This is a genomic window from Paenilisteria portnoyi, assembly GCF_014322795.1.
Lineage (GTDB): Bacteria > Bacillota > Bacilli > Lactobacillales > Listeriaceae > Listeria_A > Listeria_A portnoyi.
In genome coordinates this window covers 13,198-26,418 of sequence record NZ_JAASTT010000020.1, presented here as the reverse complement: position 1 = coordinate 26,418, position 13,221 = coordinate 13,198, and the positions used below count along the sequence as shown (strand labels likewise).

Below are 13,221 nucleotides of genomic sequence, written 5' to 3'. Positions count from 1 at the left end.
GAAGTAGAACTATGAACAAATAAATCACAAAGGGGCGAAAAGAATGAATGAAATAATGAAGAAAACAGCATTACTTTTTTTAGCAACGAATGTTTTTGCAGGATCGGTTATCGCGACGGCACCAGTTGGGGCACAAGCGGCGAACCAAGCAGTACAAGGCTCAATCTACGGAAATGTGAAAGCGGAAGTCAACGCATTGTTTGTAGGGAAAGACCCAAAAAATGATATCAGAGCGGGACTAGATCAAACGCCAGTCAACGATGCGATTGCAGATGTGGCCCGTTTAGAAGATCCAATCCAGCAAGCCGAGTTACGATTGATTCTGGATAAGGCGATCAGCCAACTAACCACGAAAATCCAATCCACTTTAACCATCGATAGCGCTTTAAAAGGAGCAACGGGAATCACTGGAAGACTCGAATCACAGACGGTTTTCATCGCAGAGGTTTATAATGCGACTGGCACGAGAATCGCGATGACAACAGGCATGGCATCAGCAGACAATACATACAAGGTAGCGCTAAATCGTGTGAATCGGTACGATGAAGACGGCTCATGGATCGATATGGGGGCGGTGACTTTAGAAAAAGGCATGAAAGTCAAAATTTACGTGAATTTACTGAATTCGAAAGGACAACGTTTCATGGCTGCGGATTTAACGCAGGATGTCATCGGAATACCGTATGAAGAAGCAGAAGCGGCAGTTTTAGGCTTGTTTGTGGATAGCAATCCGACTAAAATGGTAGCAACAACGGCCAGCAAAGCAAGTGTAACGGAGGCGCAAATGAAAGTAGCTATTCTACAAGCATCTCCAGAAAAAGATACGCTACAGGGCTACTTGAATAAAGCCGAAACGCTAGTTGGAGCGCGCGATGCGTTCCAAGGAATCACATTAAGTGACGATCATCAAGCGGCAACTTTTGCGTTAGATAATACGGAACAGGCGAAATATGCCTACAAGTTTACATTAAATAATAACGCGATGACAACAACAAGTACGGTAAGCGGAAATACGAAAAATGTTGTATCGCCGAGCACATTAGCAGTTGGCGATACGGTTGCGATTTGGGCACAAGTAGAGAACGTATCCTACTTAATCGCGGACTTGTGGGTAACAGCAGTTCCAACCCCAGAAGAACTTGCACGCCAGTTGGTGGATGAATTGTTCATCGATAATAATCCTGCAAACCATGTCAAACCAACAACAAACCAAACAGACTTGAATAAAGCGCAGGCACAGGTTAATTTGATAATAGACTACACAACGAGAACGAGGATCCAGAAAGATTTGGATAAGGCAAAAAGTGAATTCAATGTCATTGCGCCAATCACGATTAATCCAGTGACAACAAACACAACAGAAGTAACAGGGACTGGTGAACCGAATGCAGGTGTGGTCGTACGAAATGGTTCCCTTGTTTTAGGCTCAAGTACGGTGGACGCGAACGGAGAATATAGTGTCTCGATACCACAACAAACAGCTAACACGAGTCTAACCGTATACATCACAAAACCACTAAATGGTAAAGCGAATGTGGCGAGCATTTATGTGACAAAAGGCGCTGACATCACACTTTCTGCGAATGATTACAAGTTAGGCGAAGCAACCATAACAGGAACATACGGCAAAAATATCCCGCGTGTTCGTCTTTGGGTCAATGGGGTTGCGGTAACACAAGCCACATTAAACACAGATGGCACATTCACGATCGAAAAGGCAGCGAATTACGTCAAGGCACCAACAGACAAAGTCGAAATCGTAGCCGTTGATTCTAAATTTGTCGAACTAATGCGCGTTCCTGTGAAAATTACAGGTTCCATCGTCAAAGATTATGCACTAACAGCCAATGGATATCAGGTGGACGCGGCGAACATCGAAGGCACTTACGGCAAAGACATCGCAAAAGTTTCTCTTTGGGTCAATGGTGTATCAGTGGCTCAAGCGACAACAAATCCAGATGGAACTTATCAAGCAAAGAACATCACGCAATTTGTAACATCGAAGAAAGACCTTGTGGAAGTCGTTGGTGTTGACGCACAAAACGCGGAAGTGAAACGTGTGAGAGTAACCGTTACGAGCTCCCCACTAGAGAACTGGATAAAAGCGGACACATATCAATTTGGTATGTTGCCACTTACCGGGACGATTGGTAAGAATATCAGTAAAGTACGTCTTTGGGTCAACGGTAAAGCTGTACAAGAAGCCACAATAAACGAAGATCGTAGCTATATTTTTGCGAATGCTAAGAAAAGCATTTTGAAAGATAGCGATTTGGTGGAAGTTGTTGGAGTAGACGATGCTTATGTAGAAGTTGGTCGCGCAACAGTTGTAATGAAGCCGATTGTGCTAGATCTTACGTTAACAGCGGATGACTATGCATTTGGTAGCCTCACACTAACAGGAACATACGGTAAAGATATTAAATATGTGCGCCTTTTTGTGAATGGTGAAGTCGCGAAACAAGCTGATTTGGACCCAATAACAGGAACCTACACATGTACAGAGATTATCAAAAAAATTACGAGCAATGCGGATAAATTAGAGATTGTAGCGGTAGATGCGAATTTTAAAGAGATCAAGCGGATACCAGTTACAATGAATTAGAATAAATCAAGTCATGGTAGTTACTATCATGGCTTTTTTTGATACAATGGACAAAAAAGGAGCGATGCAGGATGAAAAAATGGGATGGGCATACGCATACGGAATTTTGTCCACACGGTTCAGGGGACAAGGTGGAGGCTATGATTGAAAAAGCAATTGGGCTGGGGTTCACGGATTATTCGATAACGGAGCATCCACCAATGCCGGCTGCGTTTGAGGAAGATATTGCGAATTCGATGGAGGACATTGCGACAGCAGCAATTCGGTGGGATCAATTAGATGCTTATTTTGAGCGTGCGCAGGCTATGAAGCGTAAATATAAAGATCAGATTCGGATTCATGTCGGTTTGGAAGTGGATTTTTTGCCGGGGTTTGAGCAGGATACGCGGGCGTTGCTTAGGGAGTATGGTTCGCAGATGGATGATGGTGTTTTGTCGCTACACTTTATGCCAGGTATCGGTGGTTGGCGCTTTATTGATTTTTCAGCGGAGGATTTTGAGGCGGGAATTTTGAGGCATTATGGCAGTTTTGAGGCGGTTCAGAAGGCATATTATGGATTGATTCGGGAATCGCTGTTTGCCGACTTGGGGCCAGCGAAGCCGACGCGACTGGGGCATATTTCACTTTGCCAGAAGTTTCAGCGCTTTTTTGTAAATGAAGAGACTGGAATGAAAAAGGGTACGCGACGCCAGATTTTGGATTTACTGAGGGATGTCAAGGCGCGGGAATACCAGTTGGATTGGAACACGGCGGGACTTTACAAGGAGTTTTGCGGAGAAACGTATCCACCGCTTGATGTGGTGAACGAGGCGCGTGAGCTGGGGATTGAATTGGTATATGGTTCCGACGCACATAGTTTGGCAGATGTTGGACGCGGTTATGACTACTATGAAAACCATTAAAAAAGTTGGGCGTCTCGGCGCCCAACTTTTTTAAACAACAAATATGAAATAGCAAATAAATAAGACCATTAATAGATACATAATCGGGTGGACTTCTTTGTACCGGCCTTTGAAGAACATCGTAATTGGATAGAAAATAAAGCCTAACGCAATCCCTGATGCAATTGAAAAGCTAAGAACCATCATCAAAATAACCATAAAACATGGAACAGCGATTTCGAATTTGGACCAGTCAATATGCGCAACATTACCAATCATTAAAATCCCGACAATCACCAGTGCAGGAGTCGTTACAGCGCTAGTGATAACGCCGAGAAGTGGGGAGAAGAACATCGATAATGCGAAACAAATCGCAATGACGATCGCAGTTAACCCAGTCCTACCACCAACCGCAACGCCAGCCGTCGATTCCACATAAGAAGTTGTTGTGGAAGTCCCCAGAATTGAACCAACAATCGTCGCAGAAGAATCGGCGAACAAAGCACGACTAGCACGCGGTATTTTGTTATCTTTCATGAATCCTGCTTGATTCGCAACAGCCACCAGTGTTCCAGCTGTATCAAAGAAATCAATGAAGAAGAATGTCAAAATGACGATCAACATCTGTGGTGTGAAAATATCGCCGAGATGAAAGAGCGCTTGTCCAAAAGTAGGTGAAATATCTGGAATCGGTGCCAAGACCTGAGTCGGAACATCGATTAGTTGGCAAATCATACCGACAATGACAGTCGCTGCCATCCCGATGAATATCGCGCCATTTATATTTAAAGTCATGAGAATAATGGTAATAACGATACCAAAAACGGCGAGCAGGACAGCGCTATTATGCAAATCGCCCAGTGCCACGAGTGTCGCCTTATTCCCCACGATAATCCCCGCGTTTTTCAAACCGAGAAAGGCGATGAAAAAACCAATCCCTGCACCCACGGCGAATTTTAACTCGGTTGGAATTGCGTTGATAATTTTTTCACGAATTCCTGTAACAGTTAGGACGATAAATACACAACCTGAAACCAAAACGCCAGATAGTGCGGTCTCCCAAGGAATGCCCCACTGTGCACAAACCGTGTACGCAAAAAAGGAACTAAGACCGATTCCAGGCGCTAACCCGATTGGATAGTTCGCGATAAGTCCCATGAGTAACGATCCGACGACAGCCGCAAGAGCCGTAGCTACGAACACCGCGCTCATGTCCATCCCTGTTGTTGCTAACGCGGACGGATTCACAAATAATATGTAAGCCATTGACAAAAACGTCGTTAACCCCGCCAAAATTTCTGTTTTAATCGTTGTCTTATTTTCTCGCAGTCTAAACAATTTTTCCATTAAAAAAAGCCTCCCTGAATTGTGTTGTCGCACATTTTTCAAAGATGAGCCATCGCAAAAAAGAACCGACCCTGCCTAAAAAGCAGAAATCGAGTATGCTATTGCTCGTAGTTTAGCCATTTACGGTAGCTAAGTAGAAACGTCTGGGCCATATTCCTAGACATATACGACATGTTTATATTTTAGCCTAGTTGGGGGCGGTTAGCAAGAGGGGAGGAGAAGAAATGTTGCGTGGGAATAGGAATTTTGTTATAATGAATATGAAAAGAGAGTCGTGCTAGTAACACAACCCTCTTCGCAAGTAGAGATTTCCAAGAACAGTGACTTATTTATAAATGCTAGAATAGCCATCTATCAACCCGTCAAAGTTGAGGTAGATGGCTATTCTTTGTCTTGTTGTACTGCTTTAGCAATCTTGACTACTAGACCGATTAAGGAAACTAAAAAGCTTCCAAAGCCGATCATGAGCGCGAGTGCTTCTGCAAAAGACATTGCTGATCCTTTCCAAAGGGTTAGCGCTCATGTTCATAAGCATCACCACCTTCATGTTGATAGCCACCATCTTTACGTCTCTACTGATTTTATTATAACAAGAAAGATGAAGTATGTATATCTCTAATCGAATTGAAATATAATAAAACACTCGATTTGGGTGTTTGTATTTAGTCCAAATGAGTGTTTTTACTTTACTTTCATATCAAATATACCTTTGACAAGTTATAAGTTTATACTTTTAAATGAATAGGGTATAATAAAGATATTAAACGGGCGTTTGATGCTCGTCTCTTGGAGGTAGAAATGATGAAATATGAATTTCCGCAAGATTTTTGGTGGGGTAGTGCGGCTTCGGGTCCACAAACGGAAGGTGCTGCTGATGTGGATGGCAGAAAACCGAGCATTTGGGATCATTGGTATGACATTGAACCGGGTCGTTTTTTCAATGATGTCGGACCTGCGAACACGTCTAATTTCTATTATCAATATAAAGAGGATATCCAGTTAATGAAGGAAACGGGACATAATTCGTTCCGGACATCGATTCAGTGGTCGCGCTTGATTCCTGATGGGATTGGAGCGGTAAACCCGAAAGCTGTTGATTTTTATAACCGTGTGATTGACGAAATGCTAGCGAATGGTGTCGAGCCGTTTATGAACTTGTATCATTTTGACATGCCGATGTCGATGCAGGAAATCGGTGGCTGGGAAAACCGGGAAGTTGTGAGTGCCTACGCTACTTTTGCAAAAACGTGTTTTGAGCTGTTTGGTAATCGAGTGAAGCATTGGTTTACGTTTAACGAGCCGATTGTTCCTGTTGAGATGGGCTATTTATATGATGCGCATTATCCGAATGTTGTTGATTTCAAACGGGCGGTGCAAGTGGCGTATCACACGACGGTTGCGCATTCGCTTGCGGTGAAGGAATATCATGCGCTTGAACAAGGCGGGGAGATTGGTATTATCTTGAACTTGACGCCATCTTATCCACGTAGCCAAAATCCAGCTGACATTCGCGCAGCACATATTGCCGATTTGATTTTTAATCGCAGTTTCCTAGATCCTGTGACAAAAGGCGAATTTCCAGCTGATTTGGTAGATATTTTGAAGGAACATGCTATTTTGCCGACGTATACGGAGGAAGATTTGGCGGTTATTAAAAACAATATTATCGATATTCTTGGCGTGAATTATTATCAGCCGCGTCGTGTAAAAGCGAAGGAGTATGCGGCTCATCCAGATGCGCCACTCATGCCAGAGCATTTATTTGATAACTATGAAATGCCCTATCGCAAAATGAATCCGTATCGGGGTTGGGAAATTTTTGAGAAGGCGATTTATGATATTGCGATTAATCTGCGTGATAATTACGGTAACATTCCGTTCTTCATTTCTGAAAATGGGATGGGCGTTGAGGGTGAAGATCGTTATCGTACGGCGGATGGCTACATTGATGACCATTACCGGATCGCATTTATTAAAGATCATTTGAAATGGTTGCATAAGGCAATGGAAGAAGGCGCGAACTGTAAAGGATACCATTTGTGGACATTCATGGATTGCTGGTCGTGGGCCAATGCATACAAAAATCGTTATGGCTTGGTTGAAGTTAATCTAGATCAAGATTACAAACGTACGGTCAAGTCCTCAGGGCGCTGGTATAAAGAGCTTTCCGATAATCATGGTTTCGCCGAGTAATTTTTGTGATAGAATAGGAAGAAAAAAGAGGTGTTTAGCGTCATGGCAAATAATCAGACAAAATATAGTTTTATCGCGGAAGAGTTGAAAAAGCGTATTTTCGCAAAGGAATATCCGCTTGATAAACCAATTCCAGATGAAATGACACTTGCAAAAGAATTTGATTGTAGCCGTATGACGATGAAGAAGGCACTTGAGGTTCTTGTTTTGGAAGGGTTGCTGTATCGGAAACGTGGGCACGGAACGTTTATCATTAAGTCGGCGCTCGATATGGATCGGTTGAATATTCATAGTCAGGAAGTGAACGGCTTTACGAAGCTGCTAGAGGGGCGCGATGTGGAAAGTAAAATCGTGCAGTTCCAGGTGACATTTCCTGATAAATATGTAGCGGAACGATTAAATATTGATTTGGAAACACCGGTCTATGATATTGTTCGCGCGCGGCTTGTGGACGGAGAGCCTTACGTTTTGGAGCATACGTGCATGCCTGTAGCGTTGATTCCTGGTGTGACGCAGGAAGTATTGGAGCATTCGATTTATACGTATATTCGCGAACGCTTGAACTTGAAAATCGCGAGTTCTTATAAGCAAATTCGGGCGGATAAGCCAGGACAATTGGATTTTGAGTATCTTGATTGTTCGGAGACGGATCCTGTGATTGAAGTCGAGCAGACAGTTTATTTGAATAATGGGATGGCGTTTGAGTATTCGAAGTCGCGTCATCGGTATGATAAATTTGTGTTTACGACGGTGAATATTGCGAGACGGTGAAAAGAGAAAAATGCGTATCGAAAATCTAGTTACAGATTTTCGATACGCATTTTTTATCGTTCCAGAAATAAAAAAACAAGCTAGCAGGGGAACTAGCTTGAAAAAAGGATAGGATAGTCAATTACGAAAAAAGGGGGAAACGTAAAAGCTATCTTGTTTACAAAGACTATATTACAGAAAACGGATGAAAACAAAAGGAAGGGAATCTAAGAATTTCATGAAAATCAAGAAAGCGGATATATTTAATCCCATCATTTCCGTTGTGCTTGTATAACATCTGTCATCACAGTATCGAGTTCTTTTTTTGTAATAATATCTGATTTATTTGGAGACTCTGGAATTTTCTCAAAATCGCGGAGCTCCATCGTAAAGTCGAATTTTAGTTTCTGATGGTTTTCCTGATTAGCATAATCTACGGACATGATAAGTTTTTTAATACCTTTGTCTGCGTCAGGATGTAAGGTCATCACGGTGTTCAGCTGGATGTTCTTATTTTGAATGAGTGACTTAAGTGTTTCTTGTAAATCGCTACTAGTAGCATTCCATGATTCCTTTGCTTGCGATTCTTTTAGTCCCGACACGTTTGCGTAAAAACTTATAAAGTCATGATTGGAGCGGAATTCTTCTAGCCATGCATTTGCCAATTCAGCGAGTTCTTTTTTGCTAAGCGTGAGTTTAATCGTCCCATTTTCTGTTTGATAGTGACTTTTATCTAATTTATTCAAGTTTTCATAGATTAGGAAAGCGGTTTTTCCTTCGATTGCTTGAAGTTGATCGGCTTGCTCGTCCACCGTTTTTTCATCGATGACTTGATTGGTTACATTTTGCCACGTTTGTAATAGGTCAAGTTGTTTGTCTTTTAAGTCTGCGTTTTCAGCGAGTACTTTGGAAAATACTGAATTGGTCGCTAAATCTAGCAGGTTCGTGACAGGTGTTGCTGTTTGGAAAAAATCATTGACAGGTACAAAAATTTTGCCAGTGCTGCCGTTTTGGAACGAATGGGCGGTTACATCCATTGTTGGAACGCCGCCGACATGAACGCCAAATGTATTATAGGTTAAATCGCGTTCACTGTCACGCGATGTTTTGACGGTTATATTGCTTGCTACTAAGGCATCCGGATTCAGTTGGTTAAGTTCCTCAAAACCTGATATTGCCGTTGGTTGCAGCGTTATTAGAGTTGTAAATTGTTTGTTTTTTACGGTGTTTCGAAAAGATGACATGAACTCTGATTTTGGCGATGTGCAAGCCGTTAAAAATAAGGCTACCGACAGGACAATCAAAGCTAAGGCGACGATGGCTTTCTTCATATTAAATATGCCTCCCATAATCTTGGGTATTCCAGAATTGTTACACTAACACAACCATAGCATATCGACTTCATTTCGACAATCCTTTTTTAAACCTTTTTGAGTGTTTTCGGTGTGGCAATTTGGTACACTAATAGGGAACGCTAATTGGCGATTTTCTCAAGTGTCATTCCATGAGTGATAATATGAACGATGGAGGGAGAAGCAAGGCTTTAACGCAAAGTTAGGAGCCATTTAAAAAGAATGTGTCTCGGATAGTTGTAATTAGATTAGAATTATACTAAACTAGAATCATACGTACTGAAAAATAATGCGAAAAAATTAGGAGGTAATTTTTAATGTCAACGTTGAAAATTCAAGATTTACATGTTGAAATAGAAGGTAAAGAGATTCTAAAAGGGGTTAACCTAGAAATTTCGACTGGGGAAATCCACGCAATAATGGGACCTAACGGAACTGGTAAATCGACGCTATCCTCAGCAATAATGGGGCATCCTAAATATGAAGTAACGCAAGGAACAATCGAACTTGATGGGGAAGATGTTCTGGAAATGGAAGTAGACGAACGCGCTCGTGCTGGTCTATTTTTAGCCATGCAATATCCGAGTGAAATTAGTGGGGTTACAAACGCCGAATTCATGCGTGCTGCGATTAATAGCCGTCGTGAAGAAGGTAAAGAAATTCCGCTCATGCAATATATCCGCAAATTAGACGAAAAAATGGCTATTTTAGAAATGGACGAAGAGATGGCTGAGCGTTATTTGAATGAAGGTTTCTCTGGCGGGGAGAAAAAACGTAACGAAATTCTGCAATTATTGATGATTGAGCCAACGATTGCGATTTTAGATGAAATCGATTCAGGACTCGACATCGATGCACTGAAAGTCGTTTCTAAAGGAATTAACGAAATGCGTGGCGAAGGTTTTGGTTGCTTGATTATTACCCATTACCAACGTTTGTTGAACTATATCGAGCCTGATTTTGTACACGTAATGATGCAAGGTAAAGTCGTGAAAAGTGGCGGATCTGAACTTGCGAAGCGCTTAGAGGGCGAAGGTTATGACTGGATTAAGCAAGAACTTGGTATCGAGTTTGACGAAGAAGAAGAAACCGTTGACCAAAAATAAGAGAGTGAGGGATAAATCATGACAGAAAATTTAGCTGTAAAAGATGATTTTATCCGTGCTTTTTCAGGCGATTTAGGCGAGCCTGGCTGGTTAACAGAGCTACGGATAAATGCATGGCAACAAGCTTCGGAATTAGCATTGCCATTTGTAGATAAAACAAAGATTGATCGTTGGAATTTCACGAAGTTTGAGGCTTATGCGGCTTTTCAAGAGGGTGTGACGAATGAGGCGTTACCGGAGAGTGTGCAGGCTTTAGTTGCTGAGGACGCGAATGTGTATGTTCAAATTGATAATCGCCCAGCGCGACTTCATTTGAGCAAAGAACTGGCTGATGCGGGTGTTATTTTTACGGATATCATCACGGCGGCGAAGGAACATCCGGAACTGGTACAGAAATATTTCATGACCGAAGCGGTAAAAGTGGATGAAAGTCGTTTGACGGCCTTCCATACGGCGCTTGTGAACGGTGGATTGTTCTTGTATGTACCGAAAAACGTGGAAGTGAAAGAGCCGATTCAAGCGGTTTTTGCACATGAAAATGCGAGCTCTCCACTTGTGAATCATGTGTTGCTAGTTGCGGATGATAACAGCGCTGTGACTTACGTGGAGAACTATGTGACGCTTAACGCGGAGAATAAAGGTATTGTGAATATTGTCGCTGAGGTTGTTGCAAAGAACAATGCGCAAATTAAATTCGGTGCGGTGGACAACTTGGGAAGTGGCGCGACGACTTATGTTAGCCGCCGTGGACATGTTGGAAACGATAGCCGTGTGGAGTGGGCGCTTGGTTTGATGAACGATGGTGACACGATTAATGAAAATACGACGAACTTGATGGGCAATGGCTCTGTTAGCGATGTGAAAACGGTGACGGTTGGTCGTGGTAAGCAAACGCAAAACATTACGACACGCGTGACGCATTACGGCTTGGCTTCGCTAGGTACGATTTTGTCACATGGTGTGATGAAAGATAGCGCGACGACAATTTTCAATGGTATTGGTCATATTAAGCATGGTGCGTCGAAATCGGATGCGCAACAAGAATCTCGCGTGCTGATGCTTAGTCCAAAAGCGCGTGGAGATGCCAATCCGATTCTTTTAATTGACGAAAATGATGTAGTAGCTGGACACGCGGCGTCAGTTGGTCGTGTGGATCCGTTGCAACTTTTCTATCTAATGAGTCGCGGAATTTCGAAACAAGAAGCAGAACGCCTTGTTATTCACGGTTTCCTTGATCCAGTTGTACGCCAATTACCAATCGAAAGCGTGAAACTTCAATTGAAGGAAGTTATCGAAGGGAAAGTGCGCTAACATGACGCTAACCCAAAAAATTCAGGCTGATTTCCCGATTTTAAAGCAAGAGATTAACGAAAAAACGCTTGCTTACTTGGATAATGCGGCTACTTCCCAAAAACCGAAGCAGGTCTTAGATGCAGTCATGAAGTATTATGAGTGGGAAAATGCGAATGTTCACCGCGGTGTTCATACGCTGGCGGCTCGCGCGACGGATGCTTATGAAGGAAGCCGGGCGAAGGTGGCGCGCTTTATCGGTGCACGCGAGACGGCGGAAATTATTTTCACGCGCGGGACGACGACGGCGATTAATATGATTGCAAACGGTTATGGTGACGCGAATTTGCAAGCGGGAGACGAGATTGTGATTTCCCACTTGGAGCATCATAGTAACTTGATTCCGTGGCAACAGTTAGCGAAACGGACAGGCGCGACGCTAGTTTATATTGAATTGGACGCGGACGCGACGATTACGCTTGCCAACGCTGCAAAAGTGATCAATGAAAAAACCAAGATTGTTGCGATTGCTCACGTTTCTAATGTGATCGGCTCGATTGCACCGGTTCGCGAGATTGCGGATTTGGCGCATTCAGTTGGCGCGGTTATCGTTGTTGATGGTGCGCAGGCTGTGCCGCATATGAAGGTCGACGTACTCGCATTGGACGCTGATTTTTACGCTTTTTCGGGGCATAAAATGATGGCGCCGACTGGAATCGGTGCGCTTTATGGGAAACGGGAATTGCTTGACGCGATGAACCCGACGGAATTTGGCGGTGAAATGATCGATTTTGTCGAGTTACATGACTCAACATGGAAAGAGCTGCCGTGGAAAATGGAAGCAGGGACGCCGAATATTGCAGGAGCGATTGGTCTTGGCGCTGCGATTGACTATTTGGAAACGATTGGCTTTGACCTGATTCACAATCACGAAGAAGAATTAACCGCCTATGCGATGGCAGAAATGCAGAAGCTGGACGGCATTACGATATATGGTCCACTAGACGCGACAAAGCGTTGCGGACTGATTACGTTTAATTTAGAAGGAGCACATCCCCATGATATCGCGACAGTGCTTGATGAAGAAGGCGTTGCAATTCGCGCTGGACATCATTGCGCACAGCCGCTCATGAAGTGGTTGGATACGTCCTCCACAGCCAGAGTAAGTTTTTACGTATATAATACCAAGCAGGAGGTCGACCAGTTTATCGCTGGCCTCAAGCTAACAAAGGAGTATTTCGGATTATGAGTGGTCGCAAATTAGATCAATTATATCGCCAAGTTATTATGGATCACTACAAAAATCCGCGCAACAACGGCACGCTCGACGATGAAAGTGTCACGATTGACCTGAATAACCCGACGTGCGGTGACGAAATTCATCTCCATCTCAAAGTGGAAAATGAAATCATTACTGGCGCCAAATTTACAGGTAGCGGATGTTCGATCTCGATGGCGAGTGCTTCCATGATGACCGAGAGTATTATCGGAAAATCAGAAAAAGAAGCCCTCAAAATGTCGCGTGACTTTTCAGAAATGGTACAAGGTCACGAACATGATGTGATCGACGAAAATGGTGATGTCGAAGCTTTATCAGGCGTTGCTAAATTCCCAGCTCGAATCAAATGCGCAACTCTTTCATGGAAAGCCATGGAACGTGCCATTTTTGAATTCGAAGGGAAGAAATAAGAAGTTTA

General features: G+C 43.1%; 11 protein-coding genes and 1 riboswitch. Of the genes, 8 read left to right on the top strand and 3 right to left on the bottom strand.

What is annotated here, in order from left to right:
* Nucleotides 1-43 precede the first annotated feature (43 nt).
* Together HCJ66_RS12605 and hisJ are read left to right on the top strand one after the other, a co-directional pair.
* The gene (locus HCJ66_RS12605; protein ID WP_187133455.1) at nt 44-2,605 is read left to right on the top strand and encodes an immunoglobulin-like domain-containing protein; all 2,562 of its coding nucleotides are present in this window, start codon (nt 44-46) and stop codon (nt 2,603-2,605) included.
* A 71-nt stretch (nt 2,606-2,676) separates the two neighbouring features.
* A complete protein-coding gene (gene hisJ / locus HCJ66_RS12600; RefSeq protein ID WP_187133454.1) occupies nt 2,677-3,507 on the top strand; it encodes a histidinol-phosphatase HisJ in 831 nt (276 codons plus the stop codon).
* A gap of 30 nt (nt 3,508-3,537) precedes the next feature.
* Here hisJ and HCJ66_RS12595 read toward each other — a convergent pair whose 3' ends face one another.
* Together HCJ66_RS12595 and HCJ66_RS12590 are read right to left on the bottom strand one after the other, a co-directional pair.
* Nucleotides 3,538-4,833: an NCS2 family permease gene (locus HCJ66_RS12595; RefSeq protein WP_187133453.1), complete on the bottom strand. Its 1,296-nt coding sequence runs from the start codon at nt 4,831-4,833 to the stop codon at nt 3,538-3,540.
* Nucleotides 4,834-4,921: 88 nt separating this feature from the next.
* Nucleotides 4,922-5,023: riboswitch (purine riboswitch) on the bottom strand.
* A 191-nt stretch (nt 5,024-5,214) separates the two neighbouring features.
* Nucleotides 5,215-5,325: a putative holin-like toxin gene (locus tag HCJ66_RS12590; RefSeq protein WP_187133452.1), complete on the bottom strand. Its 111-nt coding sequence runs from the start codon at nt 5,323-5,325 to the stop codon at nt 5,215-5,217.
* A 309-nt stretch (nt 5,326-5,634) separates the two neighbouring features.
* On the opposite strand from HCJ66_RS12590, the gene HCJ66_RS12585 reads away from it, so the two are divergent.
* Both HCJ66_RS12585 and HCJ66_RS12580 read left to right on the top strand, forming a co-directional pair.
* Nucleotides 5,635-7,026 (top strand): glycoside hydrolase family 1 protein, encoded by a 1,392-nt coding sequence (locus tag HCJ66_RS12585; protein ID WP_187133497.1) that lies wholly within the window; start codon nt 5,635-5,637, stop codon nt 7,024-7,026.
* A 42-nt stretch (nt 7,027-7,068) separates the two neighbouring features.
* Nucleotides 7,069-7,797, top strand: coding sequence for a GntR family transcriptional regulator (locus tag HCJ66_RS12580; RefSeq protein ID WP_187133451.1), 729 nt, complete (start codon nt 7,069-7,071; stop codon nt 7,795-7,797).
* Between the two features lie 251 nt (nt 7,798-8,048).
* Here HCJ66_RS12580 and HCJ66_RS12575 read toward each other — a convergent pair whose 3' ends face one another.
* Nucleotides 8,049-9,107: an Lmo2079 family surface lipoprotein gene (locus HCJ66_RS12575; protein WP_187133450.1), complete on the bottom strand. Its 1,059-nt coding sequence runs from the start codon at nt 9,105-9,107 to the stop codon at nt 8,049-8,051.
* A gap of 338 nt (nt 9,108-9,445) precedes the next feature.
* Here HCJ66_RS12575 and sufC point away from each other — a divergent pair, with 338 nt between their 5' ends.
* The 4 genes from sufC to sufU are packed head-to-tail and all read left to right on the top strand — an operon-like array spanning nt 9,446 to nt 13,213.
* Entirely contained in the window at nt 9,446-10,234 is a 789-nt protein-coding gene (gene sufC, locus HCJ66_RS12570; RefSeq protein ID WP_036065799.1) for a Fe-S cluster assembly ATPase SufC, read from the top strand.
* An 18-nt stretch (nt 10,235-10,252) separates the two neighbouring features.
* Nucleotides 10,253-11,545 (top strand): Fe-S cluster assembly protein SufD, encoded by a 1,293-nt coding sequence (sufD, locus tag HCJ66_RS12565; RefSeq protein ID WP_187133449.1) that lies wholly within the window; start codon nt 10,253-10,255, stop codon nt 11,543-11,545.
* Nucleotide 11,546: 1 nt separating this feature from the next.
* Nucleotides 11,547-12,773, top strand: a complete 1,227-nt coding sequence (locus HCJ66_RS12560; protein ID WP_187133448.1) for a cysteine desulfurase — start codon at nt 11,547-11,549, stop codon at nt 12,771-12,773.
* On the top strand, nt 12,770-13,213 hold the full coding sequence (gene sufU / locus HCJ66_RS12555) for a Fe-S cluster assembly sulfur transfer protein SufU (protein ID WP_181676849.1): 444 nt from the start codon (nt 12,770-12,772) through the stop codon (nt 13,211-13,213). The genes HCJ66_RS12560 and sufU overlap by 4 nt, the downstream gene beginning before the upstream one ends.
* Nucleotides 13,214-13,221: the final 8 nt, after the last annotated feature.

Bases quoted from the DNA above. Each gene is read 5' to 3' on its own strand.
- HCJ66_RS12595 (WP_187133453.1), bottom strand. From the start codon at position 4,833: ATGGAAAAATTGTTTAGACTGCGAGAAAATAAGACAACGATTAAAACA.
- HCJ66_RS12590 (WP_187133452.1), bottom strand. From the start codon at position 5,325: ATGTCTTTTGCAGAAGCACTCGCGCTCATGATCGGCTTTGGAAGCTTT.
- HCJ66_RS12580 (WP_187133451.1), top strand. From the start codon at position 7,069: ATGGCAAATAATCAGACAAAATATAGTTTTATCGCGGAAGAGTTGAAA.
- HCJ66_RS12605 (WP_187133455.1), top strand. From the start codon at position 44: ATGAATGAAATAATGAAGAAAACAGCATTACTTTTTTTAGCAACGAAT.
- sufC (WP_036065799.1), top strand. From the start codon at position 9,446: ATGTCAACGTTGAAAATTCAAGATTTACATGTTGAAATAGAAGGTAAA.
- sufD (WP_187133449.1), top strand. From the start codon at position 10,253: ATGACAGAAAATTTAGCTGTAAAAGATGATTTTATCCGTGCTTTTTCA.
- hisJ (WP_187133454.1), top strand. From the start codon at position 2,677: ATGAAAAAATGGGATGGGCATACGCATACGGAATTTTGTCCACACGGT.
- HCJ66_RS12575 (WP_187133450.1), bottom strand. From the start codon at position 9,107: ATGAAGAAAGCCATCGTCGCCTTAGCTTTGATTGTCCTGTCGGTAGCC.
- HCJ66_RS12560 (WP_187133448.1), top strand. From the start codon at position 11,547: ATGACGCTAACCCAAAAAATTCAGGCTGATTTCCCGATTTTAAAGCAA.
- sufU (WP_181676849.1), top strand. From the start codon at position 12,770: ATGAGTGGTCGCAAATTAGATCAATTATATCGCCAAGTTATTATGGAT.
- HCJ66_RS12585 (WP_187133497.1), top strand. From the start codon at position 5,635: ATGAAATATGAATTTCCGCAAGATTTTTGGTGGGGTAGTGCGGCTTCG.